Raw genomic sequence first — 16,494 nt, 5'->3', positions numbered from 1 at the left:
ACGGATCAAACCTTGTATCAAAGCTCGTATCAAACCTTGCCAGCCCGTGAACATGGCCTTGAACAAAAAACTTTCATCAGCCAAGCATGTATTGCCAACTGAAAAATACCAGCAAGCCAACGATGATGGTGGCCAGTTGATGCCGTGTTGCGGCGCAGACCATGGCTGCGATAGAGGCAGCCACCAGTTGCGGGTTGCGCCAGCTCAGTTCCAGCTCTTGCCCGTGCGGCGACAGTATCATGGGGACAATGATGGCAGTCAGCACGGTGACAGGCACAAAGTCCAGCGCCTTGCGCACATTGGCAGAAAACATCACGCGGTCACCCAGCATGAAGATCAGGGCCTTGACCAGGAAAGTAATAACGGCCATGCCCAATATGGTTAAAGTGACATTCACGCTGGCTCCACTTCTTTTTGCTTATTTGTACTGAATCTGGACGACACCATGCCAGTCCCCACACCTGCCACGACAGCAAGCAATAAACCAAGTTTATAAGGCAAACTCTGGAATGCGTAGGCTGTGCTGCCTGCCACAATGGCTGCCAGCAAATGCGGTCGCCGGTATAACTGTGGTACCACAATGGCAATGAAAGTTGCCACCATGGCAAAATCAAGCCCCAGCGTCTGCAATTTTGGAAAGATGGCACCAAACAACAGGCCAATCAGCGTCCAGCACTGCCAGTTGGCATACATGGACAGGCCCGAGCCAAAAAAGTACCAGTGACCGTCTTTAGCATGGGGATGTTCACGGTAATAGCGATCCACCACGGCAAAGGTTTCATCCGTCAGCAAAAATCCCAGAGTCCAGCGCCAGCGGCGTGGCAAATGGCGTACATAGGGCATCAGTGAAGCCGCATACAGCATATGGCGCAGATTCACGATCAGGGTCGCCAGCCAGATGACCAACATGCTGGCATGCCCGGCAATCAAGCCAACGGCAATGAACTGGCTGGAACCGGCAAAGACTGTAAGCGACATCAACTGCCCCTGCCAGACACTCAATTGCGCCGTGGCAACCAAGGCGCCGAATATCATGCCAAAAGGAGCTGCGCCTACCAGCATGGGTACGGTATCGCGGACGCCAGCTGTAAATTGGCTGAGTCGGGAAGAACGTGGCATGAAGTACATCCTTATCTAAGCTTATGACCATGGACGTGAAATCATGCACCTTCAAAAGATTTTGCGCTTGTACGATCTTGCGCTTTCAAAGCCGCCAGCGCCCCGGTGCCACGCCAAAAGCGCGTTTAAAATGCCGGTTGAAATGGCTTTGGTCGGCAAAGCCGGTCATGCTGGCAATATCCGTCACGGACAAGCCTTGCCGCAATAAGCCCTGGGCACGGTTCAACCTAAGCTGATTGCGCCAGGCGTGGGGCGGCATCCCTATGCTACGGGAAAACAGGCGTGCTGCATAAAAGGGGGAAAGACCGACTTCACGCGCCAGATCGCTCAGGCTCATGGGTTGGTCCAGGTTTTCACTGAGCCTGGCCTTCATCAATTCCACGCGGGTGGCATCTGGTGAAATGGATTGCACGACTGGCCGGGTACGGGCATAGCGCGACAGCAGCAAGGCAAAACCGGCGGTCAGTGCATTTTCGGCAGCCAGCGGGTCAGCCGCCGTTTCCAGCAGGCGATGGGCGACTGCCAGATGACCAGCCACTTCGGCATCGTCAATCACCCCATCTGGCAACCACGGAATGCCCATGGGCGTACCAGCCATATCTGCCGATAACTGCTGCATCCAGGCAACCGATGGGTAAAAGGCACGGTAAGCCCAGCCATGATCGGTCGCCCGTTCGCCGGTATGCACTTCACCAGGGTTGATGGCGGCAATACAACCTACAGCCGCCAGACAGCGTGCACCACGGTAACGATAGGTTTGTGCACCGGACTGGATGACAGGAATCGCAAAGCCTTCATGCCAGTGTGGTGCAAATTCCTGGGCAAAATATTCTGCTGTCAGCAATTCGGCATCCGGCAGGAGCGGGCTGCGCCACATTCGTGCTTCATCATGGAAGGTCTGTTGCATGGAAAATCAGGCCTGGGCTTTAAACTGCTTCATTCTATACGCACCAGGCATTCATTGCCGGACCACACCAGGCTGGCATGGCTGATGCTTGGAAACAAACTGCGCATTCGGCCAGCTGAAATTTTTCTCATGTGACCTGATTGCACGAAATCACCGCGCAACGCTGGTTCAGTAAATGGCGCAGAGATTTTGAATTTGTACGGTTGACACACTTATAATGTCATGCAAATGATAGCCATGCTGTTCATATGATGTTCACATGATGTTGAACGACAGGCTTACTCTCTACTCTTGACTATTCGCCTTTGCTTCGAAAGGATAAAGTGAATTCTGCTGCTCTGCCAAGCTTGCCCCGGCTCGACCTGAAAGGCATCTCCAAACGCTATCCTGCGGTCATTGCCAATGACCAGGTTGATCTGCAGGTGGCACCGGGTGAAATCCATGCGGTGCTGGGTGAAAATGGCGCAGGCAAGTCAACGCTGATGAAAATCATCTTCGGTGCCGTCAAACCTGATGCCGGTACGCTGCGCTGGAATGGCGAAGAAACCAGGATTGCTACGCCGCAAGATGCGCGCAAGCTGGGCATTGCCATGGTCTTCCAGCATTTTTCGCTGTTCGATACCCTGACCGTTGCCGAAAACATTGCACTCGGCCTGGACAAGGGCATCAATATGCAGGAACTGGCAGAACAGATCGCCCAGACCGGCGACCGGTATGGGCTGGAACTGGAACCGCACCGCCACGTACACACTCTGTCAGTCGGCGAAAGGCAGCGGGTGGAAATCGTGCGCGCCCTGCTGACCAAACCGCAATTATTGATACTCGACGAACCAACTTCGGTGCTGACGCCGCAAGCCGTACAAAAGCTGTTTGTGACCCTGCGCCAGATTGCCGCCGAAGGATGCAGCATTCTGTACATCAGCCACAAGCTCGATGAAATCCGCGAACTCTGTCATTCAGCCACCGTCATGCGCGCAGGCAAGGTGACCGGCCATTGCGATCCGGCACAGGAAACTGCTGCCAGCCTGTCGCGCATGATGATAGGTGAAGACTTGCCACCATCTACAGAAACCGCAGAATGCATACTGGGTGAATCACGCCTGATACTCAGTGGCCTGAGCCTGCCCAAGGCCCATGCATTTGCGACTGCACTGTATGACATCGACATGGAAGTATTTGGCGGTGAAATCGTCGGCATCGCCGGGGTATCCGGCAATGGCCAGCAAGAATTGCTGGCCGCCCTGTCTGGTGAGGACCGTCGTGCCAACGCCAGGATGATACGGTTGAAAGGCAAGCTGGTCGGCAACCTGGGGCCGGAAGCACGACGCAGCCTGGGTCAGAGCCTGGTGCCGGAAGAAAGACTGGGCCGCGGTGCCGTGCCGGAAATGAGCCTCACCAACAATATGCTGTTATCACATCAGCATGGACAATTCGTACGCCGTGGCATGATCAATTTTCGTCATACCATGCAGGCAGCGGCAGATATCATCAGCCGCTTTCGCGTCAAGGCATCTGGCCCGGCAGCGCTGGCGCGCAGCCTGTCGGGTGGCAATCTGCAAAAATTCATCGTTGGTCGCGAGATCACCCGGCAGCCCGATGTCTTTATCGTCGCCCAGCCGACCTGGGGCGTGGATGTGGGTGCAGCAGCGCAGATCCACGCAGAAATCCGCCAGTTGAAACAGGCTGGCTGCGCCGTGCTGGTCATTTCTGAAGAACTGGATGAACTGTTTGAACTGTGTAACCGCATGCATGTGATTGCCAAGGGACGTTTGTCCCCCTCTATCGCCACACCCACTGCCACGCGTGAAAAAATAGGCTTATGGATGAGTGGTCTTTGGGAAGACGGTGAAACAGCCGAAACCGTATCGCTGGGCAAGACCCGCCGTCGCAAAGGAGGGGAACATGCTTAAGCTGGAATTACGCGCCGGCAGCTCGCGCAGCATGGCTTATTTTTCACCGGTACTGGCACTGTTGCTGACCATTTTCTTTGGTGCCCTGCTGTTCATGGCTCTGGGTAAAAACCCTTTAACGGGCTTGCAGGTATTTTTGATCGAACCGATACGCAGCAAGGCAGCCATTGCCGAACTGTTGCTGAAGACCACGCCGCTGGTGCTGTGCGCACTGGGTCTTTCCGTCTGTTACCGCGCCAATGTCTGGAACATCGGTGCCGAAGGCCAGTTGATTGCCGGTGGCCTGGCTGCTGGCAGCACCATATTGTTTTTTGATACGGGCACACCAGGTTTGTCGGGCGGCATGGTCTTGCTGCTGGCAACTTGTGCGGGGGTAGTCGGTGGTGCTGCGTGGTCCAGCATCACCGCCCTGCTGCGTGACCGTTTCAATGCAAATGAAATCCTGGTGTCGCTGATGCTGACTTACATTGCACAACTGCTGCTGATGTATGCCGTGAATGGCCCACTGAAAGATCCGGGAGGCATGAATTTTCCGCAATCCAAGGTGTTTTCCAGCGATTTTTTATTGCCGCATCTGTTCCAGGGCAGTCGCCTGCATGTCGGCTTTATCGTCATGCTGATTGCCAGTGGCCTGATGGCAGTCTTTGTGTATCGCAGCTTTGCCGGCTACCGCCTGACCGTGGGCGGGCTGGCACCGCTGGCGGCCCGCTATGCCGGTTTTTCCAGCCGTAAGGCTTTGTGGCTGTCGCTGCTGATTTCTGGCGGTTTCGCCGGCATGGCAGGCGCGTTTGAAGTGGCTGGCCCCATCGGCCAGGTCTTGCCTTCAATTTCACCCGGCTATGGTTTTGCCGCCATCATCGTCGCCTTCATCGGTCGCCTGAATCCCATAGGCACCATCTTTGGCGGTCTGGTGCTGTCGCTGTTTTATCTGGGCGGCGAGATGGCACAATCGCGGCTTGGTTTGCCGTCCGCCATCACCGGCCTGTTCCAGGGCATGCTGCTGTTTTTGCTGCTGGCCTGCGATACCCTGATCAATTACCGCCTTCGCTGGCAGAAATAAGCGACCATGGAAAATTTTGCTGCGCTGATCGCCGCCTCCATCAATTCCGGTACCCCTCTGCTGATTGCGGCACTGGGCCTGATGATCAATGAACGTGCAGGTGTGCTCAATCTTGGTGCCGAAGGCATGATGCTGGTGGCTGCCATAGTCGGCTTTGCCGTTGCCCACCAGACCCATATGCCGTGGCTGGGCTTTGTTGCCGGTGCCGTCGCCGGGATGCTGATGGCGACTTTGTTTGCCTGGCTGACGCTGGTGCTGGCTACCAACCAGGTGGCCACCGGGCTGGCACTCTCCATCTTTGGTGGTGGCCTGTCGGCCTTCATCGGGCAATCTTTTGTCGGCCAGTCTCTGCCTGGTGGCGGGCATGGCATACCGTATCTGTCTGACATGCCGTTTCTGGGCAAGGCCCTGTTCGACCAGCATGGTATCGTGTATTTCAGCCTGCTACTGTGTGTGGCGATTGCCTGGTTTTTATACCGCAGCCGGGCTGGCCTGATCTTGCGCGCCGTCGGCGAATCACCAGAATCTGCGCATGCCCTGGGTTACCCGGTACGCAAAATCCGTTATATAGCACTGCTGTTCAGTGGGGCCTGCTGCGGTGTGGCGGGCGCGTATCTGTCCGTGGTCTACACACCGATGTGGGTGGAAGGCCTGGTCGCCGGACGTGGCTGGATTGCACTGGCCCTGACCACCTTTGCCACCTGGCGCCCGGCACGCGTCTTGCTCGGTGCCTTACTGTTTGGTAGTGTAACGATATTGCAGTTCCATTTTCAGGCGATAGGCATTGCTGTTCCTTCAGAAATCCTGTCCATGCTGCCTTATCTGGCAACTATCGTGGTGCTGGTACTGATTTCGCGTAATCCGGACTGGATACGCCTGAACATGCCAGCCTCACTGGGAAAACCTTTCCGCCCCGGTTCTGCCTGAAGGCATAATTGAGCAATCGGATAATCGGACAATGGGATAAATTGATTGCAGTATTTTTCGTTTCAAGTAACTTTGTTATTCACATAGTCATCCACGTTTCATCAATACTAGGAAGCTCACCATGAAAATTTCTCGCAGAAAAACCCTGACAGCCGCGCTGTCTCTGGCGGTAGTTGGGACACTTGGTCTTGCCGGTTGTGGTCAGAAAGAAGAAAGCAAACCTGCTTCCGCTGCATCGGCTGCGCCAGCCAGTGCCGCCGCCGTACCTGCCGCACCTGAACCCCTGAAAGTCGGCTTCATCTATGTCGGCCCGGTTGGAGATGCAGGCTGGACATTTGCACATGATGTCGGCCGCAAGGCAGTCGAAGCCAAATATGGTGACAAGGTAAAAACCACCTTTGTTGAAAACGTACCAGAAAGCGCAGCCGATGCAGAACGCGTCATCCGCGACCTGGCCACCCAGGGCAACAAGGTTATCTTCGGCACCACCTTTGGCTACATGGAAGCCATGCTGAAAGTGGCGAAAGACTTCCCGGATGTCAAATTCGAACACGCCACCGGCTACAAAACTGCCGACAATATGGCGCAATATGATGTACGTACCTACGAAGGTGCCTACCTTGCAGGTATCGCCGCCGGCAAGATGAGCAAATCTGGCAAGCTGGGCGTCGTCGCGTCCATCCCTATTCCTGAAGTGCTGCGCAATATCAATTCTTTCACGCTGGGCGCCCGTTCAGTCAATCCCAAAGCAACGACCAGGGTAGTCTGGGTCAACAAATGGTTTGACCCGGGCAAGGAACGTGAAGCCGCCACCACCCTCATCGGCCAGGGTGTGGATGTGCTGATGCAAAACACGGATTCTGCCGCCGTGGTACAGACTGCCGAAGAAAAAGGCGTGTATGCCTTTGGCTGGGACAGCGACATGAGCAAGTTCGGCGCCAAGGCCCACCTGGCTGCATCCGTCATCGACTGGGGCGTGTATTACAACAAGCGCGTCGGTGAGGCACTGGAAGGAAAATGGAAATCAGACACCACCTGGTGGGGCCTGAAAGAAAACATGATAGACCTGAAAAGCTTCAACGCCAGCCTGTCAGATGAAGTGAAAAAACTCATCGCCGACAAACGCCAGGGCGTCATCGACGGCACAGCACCAATCTGGAAAGGCCCGATCAAGGACAACACCGGCAAGGAAGTACTGGGCAAGGACGCCGTCGCGGATGACAAGTTCCTGCATGATGTGAAGTTTTATGTCGAGGGTGTGGAAGGCAAGGTTCCGGGTTGATGTAAGGAAGACCTTTAGCATACGCTATGTTTTAGTTCCCTCCCTTTCAAGGGGAGGGTTAGGGTGGGGATGGGTTTCAGTTAATTAACCTGTAATCAAATTGCGAGATAACCCCATCCCTACCATTCCACTGCGCCGCTTGCGAGCGGCTTAGATATTTGTGGCACAAAGCTAAGCTTTGCGAATTCCCACAAATCTCCCCTTGAAGGGGAAGGAGTTATGTTAATCCCAGCTTTGTCGGGCTACGGTTCGTTAACACGAGATAGAACCTGCGCGAATGCTTTACACCATCACCTTGGCCGAAGCCTCCGCCACTATCCTTCTTAACCACTGTACTTCCGCCGCTGCGTGTGCGCGTTCGTGCCAGAGCATGAAGAATTTCATCTTGGGTACGGTGATGGGCATGGGCAGGACTTCTATCGGCCAGTCCTTGGCGCATTGCACGGCGAAGCTGCGGCTGGTGGTGAAAATCAGGTCAGTGCGGGCCAGGACATAGGGCACCATGCCGAAATACGGGATGGTCATCTGTATCCTGCGCTTCAGGCCCTGCTCTGCCAGCGCGCTGTCGATGATACTGCGATGTCCCATCATGTAGGGTGTCGGGGCCAGATGCGCCATTTCCAGATAATATTTGATCGACAGCCCCTTGCTGACGACCGGGTGTTTGCGATGTACCATGCACACCACTTCATCTTCAAACAATTGCGCCAGATGCAGGTGTTGCGGCAGATCGGGCCAGTTGCCGATGACGCAATCGAGCTCACCGGTTTCCAGCGCATTGGCATAATCAAAACCGGCGTTCAGGGCATGCACGGTCAGGCCGGCGTTCGGTGCCTGTTCACGCAGTTTTTCTATGATCAGCGGAATCAGCAAGGCGCTCAGGTAATCGGGTGCGCCCAGTTGGAATATGCGCTGGGTTGATGCCGGCATGAAGGCCGGGGCCGGGCTGGCGATGCTTTCCATCACATTCAAACCCTGGCGTGCCAGCAGCAATAGTTCTTCACCACGCTCGGTAGCGGTCATGCCATTCTTGCCGCGTACCAGGATGGCGTCACCGGTGATTTCACGCAGACGTTTCAGCATATTGCTGATGGCGGGTTGCGACTGCCCCAGCTTCATCGCGGTACGGGTAACGCTGCGTTCGGTCAGCAGAGTATGCAGGACACGCAATAAATTGGTATCCAGTTGATCCATCAGGCGCTGGTTCATGCCGCCGCCTGCGGCGCAGGTAATACCGGGGACAATGCAGCAGGCAATGCCAGAGGCAATACATCGCCATCCACAAAGACCAGCATCTGGCCCGACTCACACTGGGTCCATTGTTCATTGGTGGTCAGCGGTTCGGTGACGATGATGGCAACCTTGTCGGCAGGCGTGGTGACTTGAGAAAAATCCACGGCCACATCTTCATCCGTCAGGGCAGCAGTACTGAAGGGATGCTGGCGCACGATGTAGTAAAGCTTGGTCGAACAGTGGGTGAACAGGGCTTCGCCGTTCGACAGCATCATGTTGAAGGTGCCAAAGCTGGCAATTTCTGCCGTGATCTCGTGCATGAACAATGCAAGCTGCTCCACCGATGGCAATTGTTCGCCAAAATGGCGACGCATACGTTGCAGCAGGTAGCAGAAGGCCCGCTCGCTGTCGGTATTGCCAACTGGCTGAAAACTGCCATCCAGCACAGGGTTAAATTCTTTAAGATCGCCATTGTGGGCGAATACCCAGTAACGCCCCCAGCATTCACGGACGAAAGGGTGACAGTTTTCCAGGCTGACCTGGCCCTGGGTAGCCTTGCGGATATGGGCGATAACGTTTTTGGATTTGATCGGATAACGCTTGATCAGTTCGGCCACGGGCGAATCAACCGCCGACTGGTGATCGACAAACAGGCGCACGGCGCTGCCTTCAAAGAAAGCGATACCCCAGCCGTCCTTGTGCTCGTCCGTCAAGCCGCCACGCGTAGCAAACCCTGTAAAACTGAAGACAATATCAGTCGGGGTATTGCAGTTCATTCCAAGTAATTGACACATGATGCAAATAGTGAAAACAATTTGCATCTACCTTACCATAGGCATACCCGCTTATTATTCCTAAAGCCATAAGATTTTTGCGATTGCTTATGTGATTTGCACTTGGTTTTATCGACAAAACAACGATGCAACTTAGACGAACCACATTACCAGCCATATTGCAGCCAATTATCACGCATACAGACAGGTATTTTCACCACGAGATGACAGATCTGGGCCGACACAATCTGTAGCAATCATGCGCGGTAAATGTCTTACAATTTGACCGTGGACCTGACGCATATTGAGGCAGATAATCTATCCATGGCCTGATTTCAGGCTGATAAAGGAATACCAATCATGCAAAAATTCAGCACCGACGTATTATTGCTGGCCGTACCTGAGTTAAAAGATGTTGCGCCCAAGCACTATGCAGAACTCATTTACCAGGCAGAACTGGCGACATTAAAGACGCGCAAACCATTCTGGCGTGAATTCATGATAGCCATGACCATGTTCATGTCTGTGTATTTTGCTAACAGGGTATTTGCACCTGAATCCATCTGGATCAGCGCTATGCTTACTGTTGCTATTTCACTGTGTTCCGTCTTGGTCATTGACCTGATCTACTTCCGCAAGCTGAAGCCTGCCATCATCGCGCGTCTGGCCAAGATCAAAACCTGAACAAATTCAGGTTTTCAGGGCAAACACTTTTTGAAATTCACGTTTGCCCTTGCTGGTCAGCGCCAGTGCCCGGCTGTCCAGATCACGTTCCAGCCAGGCATGTCCAAGCAATAAATTCAGCAAGGCTGCACCCAGCGCGCCACCCAGATGTGGTGTGCGCTCACTCCAGTCAAGGCAGGAACAGGCAAATCTGCGCCTGGCCTTGCGTGTGGCAGCCACATCCAGCCCCAGTTTTTCCAGCGCCAGCACACCTTCGGCAGTCAGTTCATAGGCGGTTTCTTCACCTTTCACTGGTGTGATCCAGGCTTGCTGCAACAGATAATCATGTACACCCACCGCAACTTCACCCGCCATATGGTCATAGCAGGTGCGTGCCTTGCGCAGACGGTCTGGCGTGTTTGGCACAAAACGTGGCCGTGGCAAACCGGCAATCAATAGCAGGGATTCCAGCGCATTGGCCACTTCAGGGCTGGCCAGCTGGTAATAGCGATGCTTGCCCTGGGCCACCACATTCACCAGATGCTGTTCCAGCAACTTGCTTAAATGTACACTGGCGGTGGATGGGCTGACTTCGGCCACCGTTGCCAGTTCGGTACTGGTACGGGCGCGCCCATCCATCAGGTTGCACAGCATGCGGGCGCGGGCCGGCTCGGCTATTGCGCCAGCCAGCCTGGCTAACTGGGTATCGGCATAATCAGTATTATCTGCATTCATACTTTGATGGTAGACGAATTGTTCAATGCAAACAAGCCCTATACTGCATCACCTACCCATGCAAGACAGAGCCTAGCCATGAACCAGCCAAACACCATCAACATCCTGAATGCCGCCAGCCATACTGACCCCTATCCGTATTACGCCAGCCTGCGCCAGGGTCCGGCACTGGCATATGAAGCTGAATTCAAATGCTGGATAGCCAGCCGGGCAGACGTGGTACAACAAGTGCTGGAATCAGCCAGCTGCGCGGTCAGGCCGACCGCCGAAGCGGTGCCGCGCACGATCGCCGGTGGCTCGGCTGGGGACATATTCGCTCATTTGATGCGCATGAACGAAGGCCAGGCGCATACCCAGCCCAAGCAGGTCATGCAGGGCGCATTGCGCCAACTGGATTTGTCATTACTCACCCAGCATACCCAACAGCACGCCAAGACATTAGCCAGCCAATATGCAATGAGCGATGGCGAAGGTTTAAGCCAATACCTGTTCGACCTCCCCATCCATGTCATGGGCAGTATCCTGGGTTTCAGGCAAGATGGGCTGGCATTGCTGGCCACCTGGATGGCTGATTTTGTACGCTGCCTGTCGCCGCTCAGCACGCCGTCGCAAATCGACTCAGCCCATGCGGCAGCAAACGCTTTGCAAACCAGTTTTTGCCAGTTGCTGCAAGACAGTGCAACTGAACCGGACAGCTTTCTGGCACGCCTGCAGACAGAGGCGCAACAAGCAGGATGGAACAATGCAGATGCCTTGCTGGCCAACCTCATCGGCTTGTTATCGCAGACGTATGAAGCAACAGCGGGCCTGATGGGCAATAGCATCATCGCCTTGCAGCAACGGCAAAGCCTGTTGCTGAGGCTGTGTGAAGAGTCAGCCAGTCAGCCGCAGAGAATAAAAGACCTCGTTGCAGAAGTAGCCCGCTACGATGCCCCGGTACAAAACACCCGCCGCTTCGTCACACAGACATGCGAAATTGCAGGCCAGGCTTTGCAAGCCGGTGAGGTAATCGTGGTCTTGCTGGCAGCCGCCAATCGTGATGCGTCAGCCAACCATGATGCAGACAGCCTGCAACTGGGCAGACCTGAGCGCAAGGTATTCACCTTCGGCCATGCGCGCCATGCCTGCCCAGGCCAGGCAATTGCAGAACAGATCAGCGCCAGCAGTCTTCATCATCTGATAACTACCTCCGTGCTTGAATGGAACAGATTGAGCTGGACTTATCGCCCTTCCCTGAATGGTCGCATTCCGGTATTCAATCATCTTAGGGGTCTGTCATGACTGAGGTCGGCATGGTCGGAGACAAGAAAAACAATCCTGCTACAGAACTTGCGCTGTTGCTCGCACTTTCCACCTTGTGGGGGGCGTCCTATACCTTTATCAAAATTGGTGTGTTGACTATCCCACCTATGAGCTTTATCGCGGCGCGCACCTTGATTGCCAGTGCTTTGTTGTTGATGATCATGCGCTGGCGCGGAATCCGTCTGTCAGGCGACGCGGTCGTATGGCGCCGTTTCATGGTGCAGGCGCTACTGAATAGCGTCGTGCCATTTACACTGATTGCATGGGCAGAACAGTCGGTCAATGCCGGTCTCGCCACTATCCTGAATTCTGGCGCGCCTATTCTGACGTTTCTGGGAACATGGATGATCACCCGCCATGAATCCGTCACTGCGCGCAAGCTGTTTGGTATCGTCATGGGACTGGCAGGAACCTGTCTCATCATCGGCATGGAAGTCTTGCATGGTCTGGGCGACCAATTGATGCCGCAACTTGCCATCATCCTTGCCACGATCTGTTATGCGGGTGCCTCCATCTACGGCAAGAATTTTAAAGGACTGGACCCCATGCAGCCTGCTGCCGGATCGCTGATCTGTGGCGCTGCCATCATGATTCCTTTAAGTCTGTTTGTTGACCATCCCTGGACAATCACAGCTTCCAGCGCATCGATCTTTGCCTTGCTTGGGCTTTCCGTATTTTCGACGGCGTTAGCGTTTGTGATTTATTTTCGTCTGATGCGGACATTAGGCTCCGTCGGCACGACTGCCCAGGCCTATCTGCGCGTGCCGATTGGTGTCCTTATCGGTGTGGTCGTCTTGCAAGAAAACATGACATCTACCATCTGGACAGGTTTGGCCTGCGTGGTAGCTGGCGTGGCAGCGATGACCATCCCGGCACGCGCTGCCATACCTGTCAAAACAGAACCTCTCAATCAGATACGCCATAACAATCAGGAGACACCATGATCGCCGTTATATTTGAAGTCATCCCCCATGCAGACAACAAGCAGGAATACCTGGACATCGCCGCCGGGCTGGCCCCCTTGCTAAAGGAGATGGATGGATTCATCTCGATAGAACGTTTTCAGAGCCTGGTTGATCCGGCCAAGATTTTATCGCTGTCTTTCTGGCGTGATGAAGCTGCGGTCGCCAACTGGCGCAATACCGAAGAACACAGGGTTGCGCAGACGCAAGGACGTGGCCATGTATTTGCCGCTTACCGCCTGCGCATCGCCGCAGTAGTACGTGATTACGGCCTGCATGAAAGAGAACAGGCACCTGCGGACAGTCGCAGTGCCCATGGTTAACAATAGAAAGCACAACATGTCCGCACTTGATCTTTACCTGAAAAAACACTACCTGAACAAGGCGCAATTTGCCGCAGCCTGCAATTGCACAGCAACAGAAATCGATACCCTGACACAGGCCCAGCTATTGCCCGCCCCATCGTATGTGGTGACAAAAAACGCCAGAATTTTCTCTGCTGTTTTTGGTGAAATGGATGCTGCCGGAACAGATGCAGGTGAGTATTTTCACCCAGCCAATACCGTGTGGTACAACAAAGCGCAAGCGGCGATTGCTGCACATGGCGATCAGGCAGCGCAAGTATTCCGGCAGAATTTCATGCAAGAATTTGCTGATGCCATCACTGAACTGAATGCCACGTTATGGCATGTGCAGGACAGTTTTACCAGCGATGGCACGGCCATCAGCGCAGGCTTGCAAACCCGTGCCGATTTTGCCTGGCAACATTTTTTAATGGGCACGTTCAGTCTGTGCGTCGCCAACCCGGTATCTGCGGCAGCAATAGCACGCAAAGAAATATTACAAGAAAAACTGGGAGCCCTGACCGACCATGGCAACAAACTTATCTACAGTAGCGCTGAAGCCAAAGACTTGCTGCCGCTGGTCGATGCGTATGCCCAGGCAGCCATGTTGTTTTCACCGGCAGAATACCCGCGTTGCAGCCGCAAGCGGCTGGTGGATGATTTGCGCCCCCATTTGCTGGCGGCAATCGCTGCATAAATCTGCAACCGGGCAGATCGGCTCGGTCTGAGCAGGGTAGTTTTCTTCAATACACAGCAAGCGTGGCCGGGTATAAATCTGTCTGCCGATCAACTTATACCGCTATGCTTATGTTAAACCTCTATCTGTCCATGGCAGCCTTTGCACTGGCTGCATCCATTTCACCTGGTCCTGTCAATATCGTGGCGCTGCGCTCAGGCACGCAATATGGCTTTCGCGCCAGCCTTGCGCATGTCAGTGGCGCGACCATAGGTTTTACGGTCTTGTTATTTCTGACCGGTCTGGGTCTGCATGAATTATTGAATATCATGCCTGCACTGACGCAAATCATACAATGGGCAGGAGTCGCCTTTTTACTGTTCCTGGCTTATAAACTGGCGGTGGACGATGGGCAATTACAGATCGATGAACAAGGTAAAGGCCCATCTGCATGGTATGGCGCGCTGATGCAATGGCTGAACCCAAAAGCCTGGCTGGCATCCATCGCAGGCATGGGTGCGTATGCGGCGAATGGTGATACGACCATGATATGGCATTTCACCATCATCTATTTTTTCGTTTGCTATGCTTCGATTGCCGCCTGGGCATATGCAGGCACTGCCTTGCGCCAGCTATTCAGGCGACCCGCCCTGATGCGTGCTTTTAATCGCAGCCTGGCGGTGATGTTGTTGATCAGTGCGGTTTATTTGATGCTTACTTGAGGCTGATCTGATGCTGACTTGATTCGCGGTCAATATCCTCACACAGATCGCAATCTGGTTTCATCGCATTCCTCGTTTCTCCCACAACGGCCAGGGTCCCCTTATGTTACCTTAACTGAAAAGAAAAATTATCTATGGCACACCTTCTTGAAAAAATGGCATACGTCGGCGAAACGACTTGGCATGGATTGGCAAATACGTGAGGTGCCTGTCCGCTTCATGACAGACACCACCGGAAGTATGGGCGCGATCGTATCGTTCCCTGAAAACACAGTGTTTTTTCGTTTTGATACAAACTCGCCGCTGTGGGTCGTGAGCCAGCGCTACAAGGTAGCGACAATGGGGAGACGCATGAACATAAAGCTTTCGAGCGTTCTTTCGTTTATCTTAAGATGGCTGCAATTTGCGTACTCATCTGCCCTATGAGCGATGCCATCACAGATCCTTAGACGCAGTCCCTTCCGGAATAACCAGCACGAAATCGAATCCTTGAATCATGCCCTGGACATTGCTGTTGCCATTCGCCAGTGATTTTGCAGATCCCAGCAAGGAACGAACATCAAATAACGACCACTCCTTGCTTTCTTCCGCCGCTGTCAGAAAAGGCAATACCCCGGCCATAGCTGATTTCCCATCGTACTTTTGGATTTCCCGGGGCACCGATGCGTGCCCGATTCCGGCAAATTGCGCCTGCTGGCCTTTGGCCGCCACAACCAGCACATGCAGTGTTTTTTGTCCGCGGCCTTCCGCATATTCAGCCAGATAATTGCCGATCTCTCGGCTACCAGGGCCAAGTGGGTTATAACCGCGGAAGACATGAATCGCCCCTGCTTTCAACAACATTCTTTGAGTCGGTGCCTGCGCCAAATGGCCCGCCACAAGCTGTTTCATCAGCTTGGCGCGTTGGATATTCGACAAATAACCTTGGCCGGGGGTCATGTTTTTGGCATATATATTGCGGCTTTCGATCAATAAATTCAGCATTGTCAAAGCACGCTTTTCCTTCGGCGCAGTGAGCAGTTTCTGCAACGCATATAAATCGTCTTCTTTAACTTTCATCATCAGCAATTCGCCCGGATTGCCGCTCTCCACCGCTTTTTTGTAGCACTCGCTCTCCTGCTGGCGCAAGGTTTCAATGCTCGATTTCGCCAGGACGTTCACCGGTTCGTCGGACATTTGGTCGAGCAAATATTTCGCCGATCCCAGAAATTCCTGATCCACTCCCCACAACTGGAACGATGGGCCAGCAGCTTTGGCGACACGCGCCAACAATTCCGCCTCAGCTTGCCAATTGTAAAAGGCGGTAGCAAAAGGATACGCCTTGTCAAATGCTGCGATACCCGCTACTCCGTTGTTGGACTTTAATTTTTTTGCCAATGCGTCGGCAACAGTTGGTCCATTTTCGATCGTGAGCGCGGTGAACCCTTGGCTCGCCAAAGCCTCAAAAAACGCCGCCGAAAAATTCGCAACCTCAGCAATACCGTGACTCTCGCCGATGAGCACGAATTGACTTTCCAGCCCAGCTTCCATCAGTGCCGCCGCACCTGGGCCAACGATCTTTCCATGATCAATAGCGATCGTCGTGCGTAGAGCGGCCAACCTGTCTGGCAAAGACATTGGTTTATCCGTCGCGCCTGCAGACGTGGCCAAACCTACCAATAAAAAAATGGAAGACAAGATGTGGGGTTTCCGCATATTTTTTGATCGTGAAGTTAATTATTCAGCGTCAATTATCGATTCTTCTAGCGAAATAAACAAGGCTTCCTTTCCAGAGACTGCGGCTATCTGGTGTCTTGCAAGCGCACTAACGCCAGACGGAGCAGGCCAGCGCGCTCGCGCACATCTTTGAACGACTCGGTGCTAAGCCAACATTGACTCT

The 16,494-nt window shown here is 53.9% G+C and carries 17 protein-coding genes; 10 read left to right on the top strand and 7 right to left on the bottom strand.

Translation table 11 applies throughout. From position 1 onward, the window contains the following. Positions 1–76: 76 nt before the first annotated feature. The 3 genes from H8L32_RS04825 to H8L32_RS04815 form a co-directional block, all read right to left on the bottom strand. Positions 77–397 carry an AzlD domain-containing protein gene (locus tag H8L32_RS04825; protein ID WP_186946025.1) on the bottom strand — a complete coding sequence of 107 codons (321 nt, stop codon included), beginning with the start codon at positions 395–397 and terminating at the stop codon, positions 77–79. Next, a complete protein-coding gene (locus H8L32_RS04820; RefSeq protein ID WP_186946024.1) occupies positions 394–1,119 on the bottom strand; it encodes an AzlC family ABC transporter permease in 726 nt (241 codons plus the stop codon). The genes H8L32_RS04825 and H8L32_RS04820 overlap by 4 nt, the downstream gene beginning before the upstream one ends. Positions 1,120–1,204: 85 nt before the next feature. After that, a complete protein-coding gene (locus tag H8L32_RS04815) occupies positions 1,205–2,026 on the bottom strand; it encodes an AraC family transcriptional regulator (RefSeq protein ID WP_186946023.1) in 822 nt (273 codons plus the stop codon). Positions 2,027–2,349: 323 nt separating this feature from the next. Here H8L32_RS04815 and H8L32_RS04810 point away from each other — a divergent pair, with 323 nt between their 5' ends. From H8L32_RS04810 to H8L32_RS04795, 4 genes are all read left to right on the top strand, one after another. Next, positions 2,350–3,936, top strand: coding sequence for an ABC transporter ATP-binding protein (locus H8L32_RS04810; protein ID WP_408058809.1), 1,587 nt, complete (start codon positions 2,350–2,352; stop codon positions 3,934–3,936). Continuing rightward, entirely contained in the window at positions 3,929–4,996 is a 1,068-nt protein-coding gene (locus H8L32_RS04805) for an ABC transporter permease (protein ID WP_186946022.1), read from the top strand. Before H8L32_RS04810 ends, H8L32_RS04805 begins: the two co-directional genes overlap by 8 nt. 6 nt (positions 4,997–5,002) lie before the next feature. Next, positions 5,003–5,923, top strand: coding sequence for an ABC transporter permease (locus H8L32_RS04800; RefSeq protein WP_186946021.1), 921 nt, complete (start codon positions 5,003–5,005; stop codon positions 5,921–5,923). A gap of 121 nt (positions 5,924–6,044) precedes the next feature. Then, positions 6,045–7,205, top strand: a complete 1,161-nt coding sequence (locus tag H8L32_RS04795; protein ID WP_186946020.1) for a BMP family ABC transporter substrate-binding protein — start codon at positions 6,045–6,047, stop codon at positions 7,203–7,205. A gap of 282 nt (positions 7,206–7,487) precedes the next feature. Here the strand turns inward: H8L32_RS04795 and H8L32_RS04790 are convergent, their stop codons facing one another. After that, positions 7,488–8,414 (bottom strand): LysR family transcriptional regulator, encoded by a 927-nt coding sequence (locus tag H8L32_RS04790; RefSeq protein WP_186946019.1) that lies wholly within the window; start codon positions 8,412–8,414, stop codon positions 7,488–7,490. Next, positions 8,411–9,232 carry a class II glutamine amidotransferase gene (locus H8L32_RS04785; RefSeq protein WP_186946018.1) on the bottom strand — a complete coding sequence of 274 codons (822 nt, stop codon included), beginning with the start codon at positions 9,230–9,232 and terminating at the stop codon, positions 8,411–8,413. Before H8L32_RS04785 ends, H8L32_RS04790 begins: the two co-directional genes overlap by 4 nt. Positions 9,233–9,571: 339 nt before the next feature. Here H8L32_RS04785 and H8L32_RS04780 point away from each other — a divergent pair, with 339 nt between their 5' ends. Then, the gene (locus H8L32_RS04780; protein WP_186946017.1) at positions 9,572–9,895 is read left to right on the top strand and encodes a hypothetical protein; all 324 of its coding nucleotides are present in this window, start codon (positions 9,572–9,574) and stop codon (positions 9,893–9,895) included. Between the two features lie 6 nt (positions 9,896–9,901). Here the strand turns inward: H8L32_RS04780 and H8L32_RS04775 are convergent, their stop codons facing one another. Beyond that, positions 9,902–10,609, bottom strand: coding sequence for an ArsR/SmtB family transcription factor (locus H8L32_RS04775; protein ID WP_186946016.1), 708 nt, complete (start codon positions 10,607–10,609; stop codon positions 9,902–9,904). Between the two features lie 78 nt (positions 10,610–10,687). Between H8L32_RS04775 and H8L32_RS04770 the strand changes: the two genes are divergently transcribed. The 5 genes from H8L32_RS04770 (at position 10,688) to H8L32_RS04750 (ending at position 14,615) form a co-directional block, all read left to right on the top strand. Continuing rightward, positions 10,688–11,890: a cytochrome P450 gene (locus H8L32_RS04770; RefSeq protein WP_186946015.1), complete on the top strand. Its 1,203-nt coding sequence runs from the start codon at positions 10,688–10,690 to the stop codon at positions 11,888–11,890. Next, positions 11,887–12,855 (top strand): DMT family transporter, encoded by a 969-nt coding sequence (locus H8L32_RS04765; RefSeq protein ID WP_230412058.1) that lies wholly within the window; start codon positions 11,887–11,889, stop codon positions 12,853–12,855. The genes H8L32_RS04770 and H8L32_RS04765 overlap by 4 nt, the downstream gene beginning before the upstream one ends. Beyond that, complete coding sequence (locus H8L32_RS04760) at positions 12,852–13,196, top strand: antibiotic biosynthesis monooxygenase family protein (RefSeq protein ID WP_186946014.1); 345 nt, start codon at positions 12,852–12,854, stop codon at positions 13,194–13,196. The genes H8L32_RS04765 and H8L32_RS04760 overlap by 4 nt, the downstream gene beginning before the upstream one ends. Positions 13,197–13,212: 16 nt before the next feature. Then, positions 13,213–13,914 carry a DUF6058 family natural product biosynthesis protein gene (locus tag H8L32_RS04755; RefSeq protein WP_186946013.1) on the top strand — a complete coding sequence of 234 codons (702 nt, stop codon included), beginning with the start codon at positions 13,213–13,215 and terminating at the stop codon, positions 13,912–13,914. A gap of 104 nt (positions 13,915–14,018) precedes the next feature. Further along, positions 14,019–14,615 carry a LysE family translocator gene (locus H8L32_RS04750; protein WP_222619195.1) on the top strand — a complete coding sequence of 199 codons (597 nt, stop codon included), beginning with the start codon at positions 14,019–14,021 and terminating at the stop codon, positions 14,613–14,615. 435 nt (positions 14,616–15,050) lie between these two features. On the opposite strand, the gene H8L32_RS04745 is transcribed toward H8L32_RS04750, so the two are convergent. Further along, positions 15,051–16,292: a hypothetical protein gene (locus H8L32_RS04745; protein ID WP_186946011.1), complete on the bottom strand. Its 1,242-nt coding sequence runs from the start codon at positions 16,290–16,292 to the stop codon at positions 15,051–15,053. Positions 16,293–16,494 lie beyond the last annotated feature (202 nt).

Source organism: Undibacterium hunanense (assembly GCF_014284335.1).
Classification (GTDB): domain Bacteria; phylum Pseudomonadota; class Gammaproteobacteria; order Burkholderiales; family Burkholderiaceae_D; genus Undibacterium; species Undibacterium hunanense.
This window is presented reverse-complemented; position numbering and strand designations above follow the sequence as displayed.

Excerpts from the sequence above, each read along its gene's own strand:
- H8L32_RS04820 (WP_186946024.1), bottom strand. The coding sequence starts at position 1,119 with ATGCCACGTTCTTCCCGACTCAGCCAATTTACAGCTGGCGTCCGCGAT.
- H8L32_RS04815 (WP_186946023.1), bottom strand. The coding sequence starts at position 2,026 with ATGCAACAGACCTTCCATGATGAAGCACGAATGTGGCGCAGCCCGCTC.
- H8L32_RS04805 (WP_186946022.1), top strand. The coding sequence starts at position 3,929 with ATGCTTAAGCTGGAATTACGCGCCGGCAGCTCGCGCAGCATGGCTTAT.
- H8L32_RS04800 (WP_186946021.1), top strand. The coding sequence starts at position 5,003 with ATGGAAAATTTTGCTGCGCTGATCGCCGCCTCCATCAATTCCGGTACC.
- H8L32_RS04795 (WP_186946020.1), top strand. The coding sequence starts at position 6,045 with ATGAAAATTTCTCGCAGAAAAACCCTGACAGCCGCGCTGTCTCTGGCG.
- H8L32_RS04790 (WP_186946019.1), bottom strand. The coding sequence starts at position 8,414 with ATGAACCAGCGCCTGATGGATCAACTGGATACCAATTTATTGCGTGTC.
- H8L32_RS04785 (WP_186946018.1), bottom strand. The coding sequence starts at position 9,232 with ATGTGTCAATTACTTGGAATGAACTGCAATACCCCGACTGATATTGTC.
- H8L32_RS04780 (WP_186946017.1), top strand. The coding sequence starts at position 9,572 with ATGCAAAAATTCAGCACCGACGTATTATTGCTGGCCGTACCTGAGTTA.
- H8L32_RS04775 (WP_186946016.1), bottom strand. The coding sequence starts at position 10,609 with ATGAATGCAGATAATACTGATTATGCCGATACCCAGTTAGCCAGGCTG.
- H8L32_RS04770 (WP_186946015.1), top strand. The coding sequence starts at position 10,688 with ATGAACCAGCCAAACACCATCAACATCCTGAATGCCGCCAGCCATACT.
- H8L32_RS04765 (WP_230412058.1), top strand. The coding sequence starts at position 11,887 with ATGACTGAGGTCGGCATGGTCGGAGACAAGAAAAACAATCCTGCTACA.
- H8L32_RS04760 (WP_186946014.1), top strand. The coding sequence starts at position 12,852 with ATGATCGCCGTTATATTTGAAGTCATCCCCCATGCAGACAACAAGCAG.
- H8L32_RS04755 (WP_186946013.1), top strand. The coding sequence starts at position 13,213 with ATGTCCGCACTTGATCTTTACCTGAAAAAACACTACCTGAACAAGGCG.
- H8L32_RS04750 (WP_222619195.1), top strand. The coding sequence starts at position 14,019 with ATGCTTATGTTAAACCTCTATCTGTCCATGGCAGCCTTTGCACTGGCT.